The sequence below is a fragment of the Streptomyces olivochromogenes genome (assembly GCF_001514115.1).
Taxonomy (GTDB): domain Bacteria; phylum Actinomycetota; class Actinomycetes; order Streptomycetales; family Streptomycetaceae; genus Streptomyces; species Streptomyces olivochromogenes.
On sequence record NZ_KQ948456.1, the window covers coordinates 204,624 to 221,490 of the forward strand.

Genomic DNA, 16,867 nt, shown 5'->3' on the forward strand with positions numbered 1-16,867 from the left:
GCCCTGGAAGTGAGAATCTCATTTTCACTTCACGAGTATTGCGTTCTGAAATATCAGAATCATACTCTTGTCCGGTGACAGCCTTCGCGCTTCGATTCGACTTCCGCAATCCGGAGCAGGCCGGAACCACCACGGCCGATCGCTACGCGGCCGCCCTGGACATGGCCGAGTGGGCCGACCGTCTGGGCTGCGCGCGGATCACCGTCTCCGAACACCACGGCTCACCGGACGGCTACCTGCCCGCCCCGATCCCGATGCTCGCGGCGATGGCGGCACGGACGACGAACGTCCGCTTCCTCGTCGCCGCGCTGATCGCCCCGTTCCACGATCCGCTGCTGCTCGCCGAGGAAATGATCGTGCTCGACAACCTGAGCAGGGGGCGCGTCGACCTGGTCGTCGCGGGCGGCTATGTGCACGAGGAGTTCGCCCTGTTCGGCGTGCCGATGAACGAGCGGGCGAAACGGGTGACCGAGGTGGTCACCACCCTGAAGGCGGCGTTCACCGGCGAGGAGTTCACCTACCGGGGCCGCACCGTACGCCTCACGCCCGCGCCGTTTCGGCCGGGAGGCCCGAGCGTCTCGCTCGGCGGCAGCACCGAACCGGCCGCGCGCCGGGCCGCCCGTATCGCCGACGGCTTCATCCCCTCCGTGTCCGAGGTGTGGGAGTACTACCGGGACGAGGTACTGATGCTCGGCCGGCCCGACCCCGGCCCAAGCCCGATCGGCAGGAACCAGGTCGTGGCGCTCGCCGAGGACCCCGACAAGGGGTGGGAGCAGATGGCGCCGTTCTTCCTCCACGAGACGAACGCCTACGGGGCCTGGCAGGCCCAGGACGACCTCGCCGCCCCCTTCCACTCCGTCACCGGCGCCGACGAGCTGCGGGAGAGCGGCCAGTACCGGGTCCTGACACCCGAGCGGTTCGTGGCGGAACTGAAGTCCTCACCGCGGCCCTTCACCCAGTTCCACCCCCTGTGCGGCGGAATGCCGATGGAGCTGGCCTGGTCGAGCCTGCGCCTGTTCGAGCGCGAGGTCCTGCCCGCGTTCACCTGACGGGCGGACCCGGCCGGCGCAGACGGCGGAACTCGATCCTGTCGTACGGCCGTGTCGAGCCCGTCTCGTACAGGATCCCGACCCGGTCGGTTCCAAGGTCGACCAGGTCCGAGTAGGCGGCGGGTGCGGAGGAGAGGGTCGTCGCCCTGGTGAAGGTTTTGCCGTCGTCCGTGCTGCGCCAGATGGTCATCGCGCGGCGGGCGGTGGGTACGGAAGGGGCCGAGAAGAGCAAGGGGGCATGGGCGCCCCGGAGTTGGAGGACGCTGCCCTGGACGACGGGGACGTCGTCCAGGGTGGGCTGGATCGCGTAGGGGCGGTCCAGGGTCTCGCCGCCGTCGCTGGAGTAGGTGTCCAGTCGGTTGCCGGGGGTGGTGCCGCCCTCGTCGCGGGCGCTGAAGTACAGGCGTCCGTCGGGGAGTTCGGCCGCGCCGCTCTCGTTGGCGTCGACCCGGCCGTCGTAGGTGCGGTCGGTGAAGCCCAGGTGCCAGGTACGGCCGCCGTCGTCGGAGTAGATCGCGTGCGCCCCGTAGTACTTGGCTTCCCGGCCGGTGTCGGCCGAGCCCGCGGGCGGGGCGGCGGAGTGGTTGGCGGGGACGACCAGACGACCGGCGTGCGGGCCGTGGCGGAGGGCGATCGCATGGCCGGGGCCCGTCGCGTACCAGCGCCAGCCCGGCGGCTTCACCTCGGCCGTGATGTCCCGGGGAGCGGAGAAGCGCAGGCCGTCGTCGCGGCTCGTCTGGACGAAGACGCGGCGGCCCTGGCGCGCCGCGACCTCGCCCCGCATGATCCGCGCCTCGGTCACCGCGCCGCTGCTGTAGGAGGTGACCAGGACGATCCGGCCGGTGCGCGGGTCCACGACGGGCGCCGGGTTGCCCCGGGTGTCCCCGGCCCCCGCCGCGACGACCCGCGGCGCATCCCACGTACAGCCGCCGTCGAAGGAGCGTCTGAGGACGACGTCGATGTGGCCGCTGTCGCCCGCGCCGTCGTGCCGCCCCTCGGCGAAGGCGAGCACCGTGCCCGCGCGGGTGGTGACGACCGCCGGGATGCGGTAGGTGTCGTAGCCGCCCTCGCCCGCGGTGTACGGCACGGAGGAGGCGCAGTCGGCACGGGAACCGGGGGCGGCGGACTCGACGCCGACGCCGGAGGCGAGCAGGCCGAAGGCCAGGGCGGCGACGAGGCTGCGGCTCAGGGTGGTCCCCGCTCTCCCCCGCGCAACACGAGGGTCCGGTTACGGTGTGTCGCTCACACCGTACCCTGAGTCACCGACCGTCACTCCCGCCCCTCGCTACGAGGGCGTGCGCGCCGCCGCCAGCAGTCGCGTCACGTCGTCCGCGCAGATCGTCAGCGCCGCGCCCACGGTGGCGAGGACGTCCCGTTCGGCGGGGGTGTAGGGCCCGTCCGCCAGGGCGATCCGGGCGCCCTGGAGCAGGATCGATTCGCGTCCCGTCGCGGCGAGGTGCGGCGCCAGCGGATCCAGGGCCTCGTGCAGCTCTATGGCGAGGCCCGCCCCGCACGGCTCCCCGAAGATCCGGCCCGTGTCCGCGGCGAGCGCCTCGACGAGGGCGCCGAGCTGGTCCTCCGTGCAGTCGTCGAAGCCGGCCGAGCGCACCGCGGTCGCCGCGGTCTCCAGGGACGTACGGGAGCAGGTGCCGCCGGCGGCGAGCACGGCGAGCGCGACGGTGTGGACGGCGTCGCGGAGCATCGCCGAGAAGCGGGTGGTGGTCGGGTGGTCCAGGACGTCCGCGCCGTAGTGGCAGCCGCAGGCGGCGCACTCGACGACGGGTCCCGTGTCACCGCGCGGCAGGACCGGGACGCCGAGGAGGGTGAAGCGGCGCCGGCCGGTGAGCCGCTGATAGTTGCGGTCGCCCCCGCAGCCCGGGCAGAAGAACTCGCCGTCCCCCATGGTGGTCCACGCGGTACGGGTGCCTAGGATGCGGGAAATCTGCACTGCACGACCGTTTCGTCCCCATCCTGGCAGCACGCTCGCACACCTCCGTAACGCCGCGGCAACATCGCCGCGCTGGCGTGATGTTAGCCACATTGTTGAGGCAGAGTCAGTACCTTGGACGAGACCTTTCCGTGATCTCCACGGCGATTGGCCGGTATACGACGGGGCCCCGCCCGCCTCGAAAGGCGGACAGGGCCCCGAAAGTGCCGGTCAAAGTCCTCAGCGGGCCGCGCGGTTGACCGCGGAGACCACGGCCTTCAGCGACGCGCGTGTCGTATTCGCGTCGATGCCGATTCCCCACAGGACCTTGTCGTCGATCGCGCACTCGATGTACGAGGCGGCCTGCGCGGAGGCGCCCTCGCTCATCGTGTGCTCCTGGTAGTCCAGGAGGCGTGCGTCGATGCCGACGGACTGCAGGGCGTCGAAGAACGCGGAGATCGGACCGTTGCCGGTACCGGTCAGGACCGTGTCGACGCCGTCCACCGAGGCCTCGACGGTCAGCGAGTCGACGCCGTCGCGGTCGGTCGTGGTCTGGCCTGCCCTGACCTGGATGCGGCCCCACGCGTTGTCGGGGTTCGGCAGGTACTCGTCCTGGAAGATCGCCCAGATGTCCTTCGGGGTGACCTCGCCGCCCTCGGCGTCCGTCTTCGCCTGGATGATCTTCGAGAACTCGATCTGCATCCGGCGCGGCAGGTCCAGCTTGTGGTCGTTCTTCAGGACGTAGGCGATCCCGCCCTTGCCGGACTGCGAGTTGACGCGGATCACGGCCTCGTACGAACGGCCGACGTCCTTCGGGTCGATCGGCAGGTACGGGACGGCCCACTCGATGTCGTCGACGGTGACGCCCTTCGCGGCGGCGTCCGCCTCCATGGCGTCGAAGCCCTTCTTGATGGCGTCCTGGTGGGAGCCGGAGAAGGAGGTGTAGACGAGGTCGCCGACGTACGGGTGACGGGCGTGGACCTCCATCTGGTTGCAGTACTCGGCGGTGCGGCGGACCTCGTCGATGTTCGAGAAGTCGATCTGCGGGTCGACGCCCTGCGAGAACAGGTTCATGCCCAGGGTGACCAGGTCGACGTTGCCGGTGCGCTCACCCTGGCCGAACAGACAGCCCTCGATGCGGTCGGCGCCGGCCATCAGGGCCAGCTCGGCGGCGGCGACAGCCGTACCCCGGTCGTTGTGCGGGTGCACGGACAGGCAGACGAACTCGCGGCGGGACAGGTTGCGCGACATCCACTCGAAGCGGTCCGCGTGCGTGGACGGCGTCGAACGCTCCACTGTGGCGGGCAGGTTGAGGATGATCTCGCGGCCCGGGCCGGGCTGGTAGACGTCCATCACCGCCTCGCAGACCTCCAGGGCGAAGTCCAGCTCGGTGTCGGTGAAGATCTCGGGGCTGTACTGGTAGCCGAACACCGTCCGCTCGTCGAGCAGCTTCTCGGCGTACTCCATGACCAGCCGCGTGCCGTCGACGGCGATCTGCTTGATCTGGTCCTTGGAGCCGCGGAAGACGACCCGGCGGAAGACCGGGGCCGTCGCGTTGTACAGGTGGACCGTGGCGCGCTTGGCGCCGACCAGGGACTCCACCGTGCGCTCGATCAGGTCCTCGCGGGCCTGGGTCAGTACGGAGATCGTGACATCGTCCGGGATCGCGGTCTCGTCCTCGATGATCGAACGGACGAAGTCGAAGTCGGTCTGCCCGGAGGCCGGGAATCCGACCTCGATCTCCTTGTAGCCCATCTTCACGAGCAGGTCGAACATCTCGCGCTTGCGGGCCGGAGACATCGGGTCGATCAGCGCCTGGTTGCCGTCCCGCAGGTCCGTCGACAGCCAGCGGGGGGCGACGGTGACACGCTTGTCCGGCCAGGTGCGGTCAGGAATGTCCACCTGCTCGTACTTGCCGTACTTGTGGACCGGCATGGCGGTGGACTGCTGGAAGTTCGGCATGATGCGTGGGCTCCTCAGAGGGTGTCCGGAAGGACGGCCGACGGCGCAACGCCGAACTCCGCGGGGAGGGGGTCGGCCTCGACTACAGGCCCTCGCCGCGGCAGCTAAGGAGAAGCAGCCCGATACGCATGATGCTCCGCAGCCTAGCCGAGCCTCACTCTCTCCGGAGGGCTGTATCAGTATGCGGGATCGTGACCACATAAGGAAGAAAACGGACAAAAAGTGTGGCGCACCACTCAGAGTGAGCCCTCTTACCACTGAAGAGCGGACCGATGGGCTCCTTATCGCCGCATTTCACGCAATCTTGGTCGCCGGTAGTGACAGCGAAGTAACTCAGTGCAATTGTGCCGAGCATGACCGCGAACCCGGCAGGCTTCGAGCCTGTCTTCTGCACCATCGTGCCGCCCCACGTCCTCGACACGCTGGCCCAGCACGAGGACCCCGCGCTCGCCGGGCCCGCGCGCCGCACCCTGGAGCGCGACGCCTTCGAGCGCACCCACCGCCGGCTGACCACGGTCATCGGCGCGCCCACCGTGGCCCCGCCCCAGGGCGCGCCCGCGGACAAGCCGCAGCGCACCATCTACGACGCCAGGCACCACCAGGACCTGCCGGGCAAGAAGGTCCGCGGCGAGGCCGACAAGCCCGGCAAGGACGCCACGGTCAACCGCGCCTACGCCGGACTCGGCGCCACCTTCGACCTCTATCTGAACGCCTACGCCCGCAACTCGATCAACGGCGAGGGCCTGCCCCTCACCGCGAGCGTCCACTTCGACGTCGACTACAACAACGCCTTCTGGAACGGCGAGCAGATGGTGTTCGGCGACGGCGACGGCGAGATCTTCCTCGACTTCACCATCCCGGTCGACGTCATCGGCCACGAGCTGACCCACGGCGTCACCCAGTACACGGCGAACCTCACCTACTTCGGCCAGCCGGGCGCCCTGAACGAGTCCATGTCGGACGTCTTCGGCTCGCTGATCAAGCAGTACACGCTCGGCCAGACCGCCGCCGACGCCGACTGGCTGATCGGCGCGGGCCTGCTCGCCCCGCGCGTCACCGGCAAGGCGCTGCGCTCCATGAAGGAGCCCGGCACGGCGTACGACGACGACGTGCTCGGCAAGGACCCGCAGCCCGCGACGATGGACGGCTATGTGAAGACCGGCCGCGACAACGGCGGTGTCCACATCAACTCCGGCATCCCCAACCACGCCTTCTACCTGGTCGCCCAGTCCCTCGGCGGCCATGCCTGGGAGCGCGCCGGGCAGATCTGGTACGACGTCCTCACCGGCGGCGAGCTCCAGTCCCAGGCGAGCTTCTCCGACTTCGCCAAGCTGACGGTCGCCCAGGCCAGGAGCCGGTACGGCGAGGGCGAGGAGCTCCAGTCCGTCACGAAGGCCTGGGAACAGGTCGGGGTGCCGACGTCGTAGCTTCGGCGCCCGACTCGTACTAGACAGGACCCATGCGTATTCAGGTAAGGCGCACGGGTGGATTCGCGGGCATCGAGCGCCGTGCCGAGGTGGACACCTCGGGGCGCTCCGACGCGCCCGAGTGGCATGCCCTGGCCGAGCAGGCGATCGCCTCCGGCCAGGGCACGCGCCCCGCCGGGGTCCCCGACGGCTTCAGCTACGAGATCACGGTGAACGGGAAGACGGTCTACGCCGCCGACCCGAGACTGACGGAGGAACAGCGAAGCCTGATTTCGAGGGTCCTGAAGGAGGGCGCCTAGAAACGCCGGTTCAGGGGAGCTTTTCAGGGGCGCGGGGAACTGCGCGACAAGCCCCCACCGGGCCGCAGTCGCGAAGAACACCGCACCACCCCTCCGTATGGGCGCCCCCCGAAAAAGCCGTAACTCCCAGTTCACACCAACCCGTTGACTTCCCTTACTGTCGGTAAGGATGATCGCGCGCATGGCGACGAACCCCCTACCGCAGTTCCCGCCCGGCTTCCTCTGGGGCGTGTCCACCTCGGCCCACCAGATCGAGGGAGCCGCGGCCGAACGCGACCCGTCGGTGTGGGACGCGTTCACGGCCGAACCCGGCCACATCAAGGACGGCTCGACGGCGGACGTGGCCTGCGACCACTACCACCGCTACCCCGAGGACGTGGCCCTCCTCGCCGACCTCGGCGTGGACGCGTACCGCTTCTCGATCTCCTGGCCCCGCGTGAACTCCCCCGGCGGCCTCGACTTCTACGACCGCCTGGTGGACGCCCTGCTCGCGGCGGGCATCCGCCCCGTACCCACCCTCTTCCACTGGGACCTCCCGCTGAAGCTCGAAGAGGCCGGCGGCTGGCTGAACCGGGACACCGCGGAGCGCTTCGCCGAGTACGCCGGTGTCGTCGCCGCCCGCCTCGGCGACCGCGTCAAGAAGTGGATCACCCTCAACGAGCCCGCCGAACACACCCTGCTCGGCCACGCGCTCGGCGCCCACGCCCCGGGCAGACAGCTCCTGTTCGACTCACTTCCGGTCGCCCACCACCAGCTGCTGGCCCACGGCCTCGCCGTCCGGTCGCTGCGCGCGGCCGGCGTCACGGACATCGGCATCGCCAACTCGCACGGCCCGACCTGGGCGGCCTCCGAGCGGCCCGAGGACGTGGAGGCCGCCGACTTCTACGACCTCCTCCTCAACCGCCTGTTCGCGGACCCGCTGCTGCTGGGCCAATACCCGGATGGCATCGGGGAGTTGATGCCGGGCGATGTCGAGGCGGATCTGAAGGTCATCGCGGAGCCGATCGACTGGTACGGGATCAACTACTACCAGCCGACCAAGGTGGGCGCCCCCGAAGGCGCGGAGATCGAGTTCAGCGGACTGACCCTGCCCGCCGAACTCCCCTTCTCCGTACGGGAACTGGAGGGCTACCCGGTCACCGACTTCGGCTGGCCGGTGGTCCCCGAGGCGCTGACCGAGCTCCTCGTGGGCTTCCGCGAGCGCTACGGGGACCGCCTCCCGCCGGTCGTCATCACCGAGAACGGCTGCAGTTACGAGGGCATCGACGACCAGGAGCGGATCGCGTTCCTCGACGGCCATGTCCGGGCGCTGCACCGGGCGTTGGAACAGGGCGTGGACGTTCGCGGGTATTTCGTGTGGTCGTTGCTGGACAACTTCGAGTGGGCCGAGGGGTACGCGCGGCGCTTCGGACTGGTCCACGTCGACTACGACACGCTGAAGCGGACCCCGAAGGCGTCGTACACCTGGCTGCGCGACGCGCTGCGGGCGCGGGGATGACGGCGGCGGACCCCGTCGCGAACGTGGAGGCGCTCGCCGAGCCCGTCGAGCGGGTCGGCCGGGGCTGGACCTCGGCGCTCTCGCTCGCCAACGGGGCGATCTGGGTGGGCTGGTACGGCCCGCTGCAGATCCTGCTGGCCTCCCAGGCGGAGGACTTCGCGCCCGGCACCGGCATGTCGAAGGAGACGATGCTGGCGTGGGTCACGGGCGCGGGCGCGGTGGTGTCGCTGGTCGCCAACCCGCTCTTCGGCGCGCTGTCCGACCGGACGACGGCGCGCTGGGGCCGCCGTACGCCGTGGATCGTGGCGGGTGCGGCGGGCGGCGCTCTCTCCCTGCTGCTCCTGGCGGGCGCGGGCGGGGTCTGGACGATGGCGGCCGGCTGGTGCCTGGTCCAGCTCACCCTGAACGCCGCCTTCGCCGCGATCACCGCGGCGGTCCCCGACCGGGTGCCCCGCCTCCAGCGGGGTTCCGTGGGCGGCTGGCTGGGCGCGGCGCAGATCCTGGGCGTGGTGGGCGGGACGGGTCTCGCGACGGCGGCGGGGGGTGTGGGCGGCGGCTACGCGGCGTGCGCGGTGTTCACACTGGTGGGCGTGCTGCCGTACGTACTGCGGTACCAGGACCTGCGACTGCCGGCGTCGGCGCGGCCCGCCTGGTCCTGGCGCACGTTCACGGCCTCGTTCTGGCTGAGTCCGCGCCGCCACCCGGACCTGGCCTGGGCCTGGCTGACCCGCTTCCTGATCAAGCTGAGCAACGCCCTGGTCCTGCTCTACCTCCTGTACTACCTCCGCGACCGGCTCCACTACGACGACCCCGAGAACGGCGTACTGATCCTCACGGCGGTCAACGGCGTCACCCTCCTCGCCACGGTCGTGGTCGGCGGGGTGTGGTCGGACCGGGTGGGCCGCCGCAAGCCGTTCGTGATCTGGTCGGGCGTCCTGATGGCGGTGGCGACGGCGGTCCTCTCCGGGTGGCAGACCTGGCCGGGCGCGCTCGTCGCGGCGGCGGTCCTCGGCATCGGGTTCGGCGTCTTCACCTCCGTCGACTTCGCCCTGATGACGGACGTCCTGCCCAAGGCCCTGGACCGCGGCAAGGACCTCGGCGTCATCAACGTCGCCAACGCCCTCCCCCAGGTCGCCGCCCCCGCCCTGGCGGCACCGATCGTGACGTATCTGGGCGGCTACCGGGTGCTGTACCTGGTGGCGGCGGTGATCGGACTGGCGGGGGCACTGCTGGTGGGGCGGATCAGGGGCGTGGAGTGAATTCAGGTGCCACCGGCATCGGTGTTGCTCTTGGATGGCTCCATGAACACGGTGCACGACACACCCCTCGACCGTCTTGAGCGCTACTACGACTCGGTACCGCGCGCCGCCGCGCGGGCCGAGGACTTCGGCCCGCTGACCCTCTTCGTACGGGAGGCCACGGGCTGGCCGTACTACGCGCGCCCCACCCTGGAGTGGACGGGCCCGGCGGCCACCGCCGAGGACGTCGAACGGGTGCGGGCGCGGCAGCGGGAGCTGTGTGTGCCGGAGGCCTTCGAGTGGGTGGCGGAGGTGACGCCGGACCTGCGGGAGGCGGTCGAGGCGACGGGGCTACGGGTGCACGCGCATCCCCTGATGATCCGTGACGAGGAGGCGCCGCTGCCCGACCCGCATCCCCTGGTCCGCGTCCTGGATCCCGAAGACCCCTTCCTGGCGGGCGCGTTGGCGGTGCCGCATGTGGCGTTCGCGGCGCCGGGCACGGCGGTGGGGGAGGCCGGAACCGGCGAACTGGCCACCGAGATCACCGCCCGTGCCGCCGAGGTGCCCGCCGCCGCGGACCGCATCCGCGTGGGCCGCACCGTACTGGCCGCGGCGGTCGAGAACGGCGCCGTGGTCTGCTCCGGGATGCACCTGCCCGTCGGCCGCGTGAGCGAGATCGCGGGCGTCGGCACCCTGCCCGCCGAACGGCGCCGCGGGCTGGCGTACGCCGTCACGGCCGCCCTCGTGGCCGACGCGCGGGAGCGGGGCGTCGAGACGCTGTTCCTGTCGGCCGGGGACGAGGACGTGGCGCGGATGTACGGCCGCCTGGGGTTCCGGACGGTGGCGACGGCGCTGATCGCGGAACTCGCCGAGTAGCGGGCCGATCACGAGGAGCGGGCCGATCAGGGGGCAGGGACGAACTTCGGCCACTTTCGACAACCCCTGAAGAAACCGCCCGGCATGCCTTGCAATCCCAAGCCGCTCGCGCATCAATGGAACCGCTAGTTCCGACGGACCGTCAGAAACGCCTCCGCTGGCGTCCCGCACCCCGCTCGCGGACGGTCCGTGTACACATCTCTCCGCACCCGCACCGGCGTTCACCGGTGACGCGTCCGTGTGCCCGGCCCGGCCCCGGCCTCTGAGCAGACGGTTCCGTCCCTCCATCCCCACATGGCAATTCCCCCACAAGGGAAGGGAACCCGATGAGACGCAAGCAACTCGGAATCGCCGCGGCGTTAGCCGCCGGCACCCTCGCCGCGACCGGCCTGGCCCTCGCGCCGACCGCCGCGGCCGTCACCCCGCTCACCGCGACCATCAACGCGACCTGCACGATCGGCGGTGGTGGTGCGGCCACCCTCACCGCCACCCAGGACGGCACGGCCGCGACCATCACCCTCAGCTCCACCTCGATCACCGCGCCGATCGCGCTGGCGCAGGACTCCATCGCCTCCACCCTGACCATGGCGAAGACCGGCGGCGGCACCGTCGCGTTCACCGGCACGAAGAATCCCGCCATTCCGCTGGGCGGCGGGGTCACGGTGGGCCCGCTCAGCGGCACCGTCGCCTCCGGCGACAGCCTCGACGCGTACGGGGGCTCGCTGAAGATGGTCGTCTTCGGCATCACCATCACATGCACCGCGAGTGCGGCGCAGGCACCGGGCCCGTTCGTCTTCAGCTGAGCCCCGCCACAGCACCTGCGTGAAGACCGGTGTCGCCGGCGCGCGGCGGCACCGGTCCTCGTACTGCCTGAAAAACTGAACTGAACAACTGCCTGATCACAGCCAACTGGCCTACAGGGGTGTCCAGTTGACGATATTGACACGACCTGATGGCCCATCAGTTACCGTCCGGGCCCTCCATTGACTTCTCACACAACCCGCACATCAATGGCCCCCTGTCGGCGCAGACGAGCCGCTGCGCCCGCATCCCTCAGGAGGGGGCACATGGCAACGCACAGGGGAACCAGGGGTTCGCACGCCCGAAGACGCCGCTGGGCGGCACTGCTCGGGGTGACCGCGCTGGCGGTCACCGCGGGAGGCGCGCTGGCGGCCCCGGCGGGCGCCGCGGCCGCGGACTCCCAGAACGTGGACTTCGCCACGCACTGCATCCCGCCGGCGATCGCGGGCATTCCGCCGATCGACGGCACCACCACCGCGATCATCACGGTGGACAACCCCAGTCCCAAGGTCGGTGACACCGTCACCGTGACGTACAAGGTGGTCACGCCCGCCGCGAACAACCCGACCGCCCTCGCCCTGCCCGCCGACATCATGACGCCCACCGGCAAGGTCGCCCTCGGCGGCGCGCAGACGGGGGACGTCACGGTCGCGGGCCCCAGGAAGAACGACCCGGTGGCGGGCAACGCGCCCTTCCCGGGGTTCAGCATGACGGGCACCTTCACCGTCACCAGCCCGGGCGCCATCACCCTCGCGCCCGGCGACTACAACATCCACACCAGCTACATCCTGGAGCTGGACACCCCCTGCACGGTCACCAACCCGCCCGCCCCGGTCTCCGGGACGATCACCGCGACGGACGGAACCCAGACCAACAACCGTGCCATCTCGCTCGGTTCGGCCTCCGGGAAGCCCGGTGACAGCGTGACCGTCACCGGCAGCAACTTCACCCCGGGCGCGAGCGTGACCCTCGCCGGACGGTCGGGGGCCACCCAGACCGCCGACACCGCCACCACCACCGCCGACGCACAGGGCTCGATCAGCGGCACGCTGGCCGTCAACGACAAGACGACGACCGGTGTGGTGGCGTACGAGGGCGCGAGCTGGAGCGACACCAAGGGCGCGGGGCCGGCGGCGTACGTGGTCGTCGACGACACCCCGGTCCCCGCGGGCTCCCAGAAACTCACCACCACGGTGAAGGCGGGAACCCTGTCGATGTCCCAGGCCGGGGACGCCGTCCAGCTGTCGGCGGTGGACTTCGGCAAGGGCGGGGCCTCCACCGGCGCCCTGCAGACGGTGACCGTCAAGGACTTCCGCGGCGGGCCCGCGGGCTGGTCCCTGACCGGCAAGGTCACCGACTTCACCGGTCCCGGCGCCAAGATCGACGCCGGGAAGCTGAGCTGGACCCCCGCCTGCGCGACCAAGGCGGGCAGCCCGAGTACCTGCCAGGCCGGTTCGTCCGGCGCGGTGGGCGGTGCGGGAGCGACGCTGGCGTCCACCCCCAACGGGGCGCTCACCGGTGGTGAGTTCACCGTCGACGCCGGGCTGTCACTGGACGTACCGGCGTTCACCCCGCCGGGTTCCTACTCCGGCGTGCTCACGCTGACGCTCACCTGATCCACCCCTCCGCACCGCGGTGGCCGGGCGCGCACCCGCCCGTCCACCCAGGGCCTGTCCACCCACATCCGCGGGGGTCCGCACCCATGCGCAAGCTGTACGTCCTCATCCTGTCCGTGATCCTTCTCGCGCTCACCACGCCCGCCGCGTACGCCGCCGACAACGGCAGCTGGTCCGTCTACCCCGTCTCCACGCAGATCGCGGCCCGCCCGTACTTCTACCTCTCGGCCGACCCGGGACAGACCCTCCGGGACAAGGTCACCGTCGCCAACAAGACCGGCGCCCCGCTGACCTTCCGGCTGTACGCCGCCGACGCGTACAACACCGCGCGCGACGGCGGGTTCGCGGTGCGGACGGTGAAGGAGAAGCAGCTCGGGGTCGGCGCGTGGGCGCACCCCGCCCGCTCCCGGGTGACGGTGCCCGCGCACGGTTCGGTGACCGTGCCGTTCACTCTCCAGGTGCCCGCGAAGGCCGAACCCGGCGACCATCCGGGCGCGCTGGTCGCACTCGACGAGCGCCTCGAGTCCGGGGACGCGGCGACCTCCTCGGTGGCGGTGCAACGGGCGGTCGGCGCCCGGATCTACCTCCGCGTCGGCGGACCCACCGTCCCCGCCCTCGCCGTCGAGAAGGTCCGCATCAGCCACCACCAGCCCCTGGTCCCCGGCCTCGGCGAGAGCGGCGCCACCGTCTCGTACACCCTCCACAACACCGGGAACGTGACCCTGAACCCGAAGGTGCGGCTCAGGGCCGAAGGCCTCTTCGGGCGTACGTTGCTGTCCCGGGGGCTCACGAAGATCCCCTCGGAGCTGCTGCCCGGGCAACGGGTCCGGCTGACCGAACCGTGGCACGGGGCACCCCAACTCGACTGGGGCCACGTGACGTTGACGGCCAGCGCGCCCGGCACCCGGGAGTCGGCGAGCACGTCGTTCTTCGCGCTCCCGTGGCTGGTGGCCGTGGTGGCGGGCGCGGGGATCGCCGCCACCGTGGTGGTGATCAGGGCGCGCAGGGGCGGTACCCGCCCGTGGCCGCTCGGAGCGCGCAGGGGCGGTACCCGCCGGTGGTGGCTCAGAGTGCGTCGGGGCCGCGCTCGCCCGTCCGTACCCGTACGACCGTCTCGACCGGTACGGACCACACCTTCCCGTCGCCGATCTTCCCCGTCTGCGCGGCCTTGACGATCGCGTCGATCGCGGCCTCCGCGTCCGCGTCCTCGACGACGACCTCGATACGGACCTTGGGGACCAGGTCGACCTGGTACTCGGCGCCGCGGTAGACCTCCGTGTGGCCGCGCTGGCGCCCGTACCCGCTGGCCTCGGTGACGGTGAGCCCGTGCACGCCGAGCTCCTGGAGAGCGGTCTTGACCTCGTCGAGGCGGTACGGCTTGACGATGGCGGTGATGAGCTTCATGCCTGGGCCTTGGCCTTCTGAGCGGTGGGGAGGGATGACGAGACCGGGGCGCCGTGGCCCAGGACCCCGTGATCGTAAGCGGTCTCGGCGTGCACCGTAAGGTCCAGTCCGGTGTGCTCGTGCTCCTCGTCCGCCCGCAGCCCCACGACCTTGTCGAGCACCTTCCCGATGCCGTACGTGACGGTGAAGGCATACGCCCCAACGGCCACGACCGCCACCAGCTGCTTGCCGAGCTGTCCGAACCCACCGCCGTACAGCAGTCCCTCGGCGCCGCCGGTCATCGTCGCGTCGGCGAAGACACCGATGAGGACGGTGCCGACGATGCCGCCGACCAGGTGAACGCCGACGACGTCCAGCGAGTCGTCGTAGTTCAGCCGGAACTTCCAGCCCACGGCGTACGAGCAGACGACGCCGGCGGCGAGACCGACGACCAGCGCGCCCAGCAGCGACACGGACCCGCAGGACGGGGTGATGGCCACCAGACCCGCGACCGCACCGGAAGCGGCGCCGAGGGTGGTGGGGTGGCCGTCGCGCTTCTGCTCGACGAAGAGCCAGCCGAGCAGACCGGTGCAGCCGGCGGCGAGGGTGTTGAGGAAAGCGGCGGCGGCGAGTCCGTTGGCGCCCAGCGCGGACCCGGCGTTGAAGCCGAACCAGCCGAACCACAACAACCCCGCGCCCAGCATCACCATCGGCAGGTTGTGCGGCCGCATGGCGTCCTTCTTGAAGCCGAGACGGGGGCCGAGGACGAGACAGAGAGCCAGGCCGGAGGCGCCGGAGGTGATCTCGACCGGCAGCCCGCCCGCGAAGTCCAGCGCCCCCAGCCTCGCCTGGACCCAGCCCCCCGGACCCCACACCCAGTGCGCGACGGGAACGTATACGAGCAGCGCCCAGACCGGCACGAACACCAGCCACGCCGCGAACTTCGCGCGGTCGGCGATCGCCCCGCTGATCAGCGCGGCGGTGATGATCGCGAAGGTGAGCTGGAAGGTGGCGAAGAGCAGGGTGGGCACGGTCCCGTGCACACTGTCCGGCCCGATACCGCTCATGCCGACGTGCCGCAGCCCGCCGATGAGCCCCCCGAAGGCGTCGTCTCCGAAGGCGAGCGAGTAGCCGCCCGCCAGCCATACGACGGTGACCAGGGCGATCGACACAAAACTCATCATCAGCATGTTGAGGACGCTCTTCGTGCGGACCATGCCGCCGTAGAAGAGGGCCAGGCCCGGTGTCATCAGGAGAACGAGGGCGGTGGCGGCGAGCAGCCAGGCGGTGTCGCCCGTGTCGAGGTGGGGTGCGGCGGCCAGGTTGACGGTGTCCAGGGTCTCCACGGTCTGCACGAACTGCACGGACGGCTCTCCTCGGTTCTCCTGGGTGCGGGGGCGTCGTCAGAGAGTCACGGGCTCGCGTTTCCGGTTGTGCACGTGTGCGTTTCCGGCGTGTTTCGTATCGCGTGGGGGTTTCCGAAACCTCACAGGGCCGCGCGGGAGCGGTCAAAGGCATATGGCGTGCGGCGCGGGCCTGTGGATCAGGGACAATGGGCGCCATGAGCGTTCGTACCCAGTCATCCGAGCCGTCCGAGGCACCCCACCGCGCCGGCTTCGCCTGCTTCGTGGGCCGCCCCAACGCGGGCAAGTCCACCCTCACGAATGCTCTGGTCGGCCAGAAGGTGGCGATCACCGCGAACCAGCCGCAGACCACGCGGCACACGGTACGGGGCATCGTGCACCGCCCCGACGCCCAGCTGATCCTGGTCGACACCCCTGGTCTGCACAAGCCGCGCACGCTGCTGGGTGAGCGCCTGAACGACATCGTGCGCACGACGTGGGCCGAGGTCGATGTCATCGGCTTCTGCCTGCCCGCGAACGAGAAGCTCGGTCCGGGTGACCGTTTCATCGCGAAGGAACTGGCGTCCATCAAGAAGACGCCGAAGATCGCGATCGTCACGAAGACCGACCTCGTCGACAGCAAGACACTCGCCGAGCAGCTCATCGCGATCGATCAGCTCGGGCGGGAGCTGGGGTTCGAGTGGGCGGAGATCGTGCCGGTGTCGGCGGTCGGGGACAAGCAGGTGGACCTGCTGGCCGACCTGATCGTCCCGCTCCTTCCCGAGGGCCCGGCGCTCTACCCGGAGGGTGACCTCACCGACGAGCCCGAGCAGGTCATGATCGCGGAGCTGATCCGCGAGGCGGCGCTGGAGGGTGTGCGCGACGAGCTCCCCCACTCCATCGCCGTCGTCGTCGAGGAGATGCTTCCCCGCGAGGACCGCCCCGCCGACAAGCCCCTCCTCGACATCCACGCCTTCGTCTACATCGAGCGCCCCAGCCAGAAGGGGATCATCATCGGCCCCAAGGGCAAGCGGCTGAAGGAGGTCGGCATCAAGTCCCGCAAGCAGATCGAGGCGCTGCTGGGTACGCCGGTCTTCCTCGACCTCCATGTGAAGGTCGCGAAGGACTGGCAGCGGGACCCGCGCCAACTCCGCAAACTCGGCTTCTGACCCTTTCCCTCGCCCCCGCCGCCCCTACCCGCCCCATCCCCAGGGGCTCCGCCCCTTCCACCCCACCGGCCTGAACGGCCTCGTCCTCAAACGCCGGACGGGCTGAATGGTGCGGGACGGGGCGGGAGGGATGCCGTCTTCGGCATTGGCCTCAAACGCCGGACAGGCTGAATGGTGCGGGACGGGGTGGATGGCGCAGGGCGGGGTGCGGTGTCTGGCGCTGGCCTCGAACGCCGGACGCCCCGAGGCTTTCAGGGGCGCGGGGAACTGCGCCACCAG

General features: G+C 70.6%; 15 protein-coding genes. 10 read left to right on the top strand and 5 right to left on the bottom strand.

Annotation, left to right across the window (positions count from 1 at the left end; genetic code table 11):
• The first annotated feature begins 74 nt into the window (after nucleotides 1–74).
• Nucleotides 75–1,049, top strand: a complete 975-nt coding sequence (locus AQJ27_RS18655) for an LLM class flavin-dependent oxidoreductase (protein ID WP_067369865.1) — start codon at nucleotides 75–77, stop codon at nucleotides 1,047–1,049.
• On the opposite strand, the gene AQJ27_RS18660 is transcribed toward AQJ27_RS18655, so the two are convergent.
• The 3 genes from AQJ27_RS18660 to leuA form a co-directional block, all read right to left on the bottom strand.
• Complete coding sequence (locus AQJ27_RS18660) at nucleotides 1,042–2,202, bottom strand: sialidase family protein (protein ID WP_235613491.1); 1,161 nt, start codon at nucleotides 2,200–2,202, stop codon at nucleotides 1,042–1,044. The genes AQJ27_RS18655 and AQJ27_RS18660 overlap by 8 nt on opposite strands.
• A 132-nt stretch (nucleotides 2,203–2,334) precedes the next feature.
• On the bottom strand, nucleotides 2,335–3,030 hold the full coding sequence (locus AQJ27_RS18665) for a tellurite resistance TerB family protein (protein WP_067369870.1): 696 nt from the start codon (nucleotides 3,028–3,030) through the stop codon (nucleotides 2,335–2,337).
• A 186-nt stretch (nucleotides 3,031–3,216) separates the two neighbouring features.
• Nucleotides 3,217–4,938, bottom strand: coding sequence for a 2-isopropylmalate synthase (gene leuA, locus AQJ27_RS18670; RefSeq protein ID WP_067369872.1), 1,722 nt, complete (start codon nucleotides 4,936–4,938; stop codon nucleotides 3,217–3,219).
• Nucleotides 4,939–5,291: 353 nt separating this feature from the next.
• On the opposite strand from leuA, the gene AQJ27_RS18675 reads away from it, so the two are divergent.
• The 8 genes from AQJ27_RS18675 to AQJ27_RS18710 all read left to right on the top strand — a co-directional run bounded on the left by AQJ27_RS18675 (nucleotide 5,292) and on the right by AQJ27_RS18710 (nucleotide 13,865).
• Nucleotides 5,292–6,365, top strand: a complete 1,074-nt coding sequence (locus tag AQJ27_RS18675; protein ID WP_067369874.1) for a M4 family metallopeptidase — start codon at nucleotides 5,292–5,294, stop codon at nucleotides 6,363–6,365.
• A 32-nt stretch (nucleotides 6,366–6,397) separates the two neighbouring features.
• On the top strand, nucleotides 6,398–6,664 hold the full coding sequence (locus tag AQJ27_RS18680) for a protealysin inhibitor emfourin (protein WP_067369877.1): 267 nt from the start codon (nucleotides 6,398–6,400) through the stop codon (nucleotides 6,662–6,664).
• A 169-nt stretch (nucleotides 6,665–6,833) separates the two neighbouring features.
• Nucleotides 6,834–8,162: a GH1 family beta-glucosidase gene (locus AQJ27_RS18685; protein ID WP_201264267.1), complete on the top strand. Its 1,329-nt coding sequence runs from the start codon at nucleotides 6,834–6,836 to the stop codon at nucleotides 8,160–8,162.
• Nucleotides 8,159–9,421: an MFS transporter gene (locus AQJ27_RS18690; protein WP_067369880.1), complete on the top strand. Its 1,263-nt coding sequence runs from the start codon at nucleotides 8,159–8,161 to the stop codon at nucleotides 9,419–9,421. The genes AQJ27_RS18685 and AQJ27_RS18690 overlap by 4 nt, the downstream gene beginning before the upstream one ends.
• A gap of 42 nt (nucleotides 9,422–9,463) precedes the next feature.
• A complete protein-coding gene (locus tag AQJ27_RS18695) occupies nucleotides 9,464–10,276 on the top strand; it encodes a GNAT family N-acetyltransferase (protein ID WP_067369884.1) in 813 nt (270 codons plus the stop codon).
• A gap of 326 nt (nucleotides 10,277–10,602) precedes the next feature.
• Nucleotides 10,603–11,079: a hypothetical protein gene (locus AQJ27_RS18700; RefSeq protein ID WP_067369887.1), complete on the top strand. Its 477-nt coding sequence runs from the start codon at nucleotides 10,603–10,605 to the stop codon at nucleotides 11,077–11,079.
• A 264-nt stretch (nucleotides 11,080–11,343) separates the two neighbouring features.
• A complete protein-coding gene (locus AQJ27_RS18705; RefSeq protein WP_201264268.1) occupies nucleotides 11,344–12,693 on the top strand; it encodes a beta-xylosidase in 1,350 nt (449 codons plus the stop codon).
• A gap of 86 nt (nucleotides 12,694–12,779) precedes the next feature.
• Nucleotides 12,780–13,865 (top strand): WxL protein peptidoglycan domain-containing protein, encoded by a 1,086-nt coding sequence (locus tag AQJ27_RS18710; protein ID WP_067369898.1) that lies wholly within the window; start codon nucleotides 12,780–12,782, stop codon nucleotides 13,863–13,865.
• On the opposite strand, the gene AQJ27_RS18715 is transcribed toward AQJ27_RS18710, so the two are convergent.
• Nucleotides 13,759–14,097 (bottom strand): P-II family nitrogen regulator, encoded by a 339-nt coding sequence (locus AQJ27_RS18715; RefSeq protein WP_067369901.1) that lies wholly within the window; start codon nucleotides 14,095–14,097, stop codon nucleotides 13,759–13,761. The genes AQJ27_RS18710 and AQJ27_RS18715 overlap by 107 nt on opposite strands.
• Nucleotides 14,094–15,440, bottom strand: a complete 1,347-nt coding sequence (locus AQJ27_RS18720; protein ID WP_425275211.1) for an ammonium transporter — start codon at nucleotides 15,438–15,440, stop codon at nucleotides 14,094–14,096. Before AQJ27_RS18720 ends, AQJ27_RS18715 begins: the two co-directional genes overlap by 4 nt.
• A gap of 188 nt (nucleotides 15,441–15,628) precedes the next feature.
• Between AQJ27_RS18720 and era the strand changes: the two genes are divergently transcribed.
• Complete coding sequence (gene era, locus AQJ27_RS18725) at nucleotides 15,629–16,588, top strand: GTPase Era (RefSeq protein ID WP_179436579.1); 960 nt, start codon at nucleotides 15,629–15,631, stop codon at nucleotides 16,586–16,588.
• Nucleotides 16,589–16,867: the final 279 nt, after the last annotated feature.

Excerpts from the sequence above, each read along its gene's own strand:
- AQJ27_RS18680 (WP_067369877.1), top strand. The coding sequence starts at position 6,398 with ATGCGTATTCAGGTAAGGCGCACGGGTGGATTCGCGGGCATCGAGCGC.
- AQJ27_RS18675 (WP_067369874.1), top strand. The coding sequence starts at position 5,292 with ATGACCGCGAACCCGGCAGGCTTCGAGCCTGTCTTCTGCACCATCGTG.
- AQJ27_RS18690 (WP_067369880.1), top strand. The coding sequence starts at position 8,159 with ATGACGGCGGCGGACCCCGTCGCGAACGTGGAGGCGCTCGCCGAGCCC.
- era (WP_179436579.1), top strand. The coding sequence starts at position 15,629 with ATGGGCGCCATGAGCGTTCGTACCCAGTCATCCGAGCCGTCCGAGGCA.
- leuA (WP_067369872.1), bottom strand. The coding sequence starts at position 4,938 with ATGCCGAACTTCCAGCAGTCCACCGCCATGCCGGTCCACAAGTACGGC.
- AQJ27_RS18695 (WP_067369884.1), top strand. The coding sequence starts at position 9,464 with ATGAACACGGTGCACGACACACCCCTCGACCGTCTTGAGCGCTACTAC.
- AQJ27_RS18710 (WP_067369898.1), top strand. The coding sequence starts at position 12,780 with ATGCGCAAGCTGTACGTCCTCATCCTGTCCGTGATCCTTCTCGCGCTC.
- AQJ27_RS18705 (WP_201264268.1), top strand. The coding sequence starts at position 11,344 with ATGGCAACGCACAGGGGAACCAGGGGTTCGCACGCCCGAAGACGCCGC.
- AQJ27_RS18700 (WP_067369887.1), top strand. The coding sequence starts at position 10,603 with ATGAGACGCAAGCAACTCGGAATCGCCGCGGCGTTAGCCGCCGGCACC.
- AQJ27_RS18715 (WP_067369901.1), bottom strand. The coding sequence starts at position 14,097 with ATGAAGCTCATCACCGCCATCGTCAAGCCGTACCGCCTCGACGAGGTC.
- AQJ27_RS18685 (WP_201264267.1), top strand. The coding sequence starts at position 6,834 with ATGATCGCGCGCATGGCGACGAACCCCCTACCGCAGTTCCCGCCCGGC.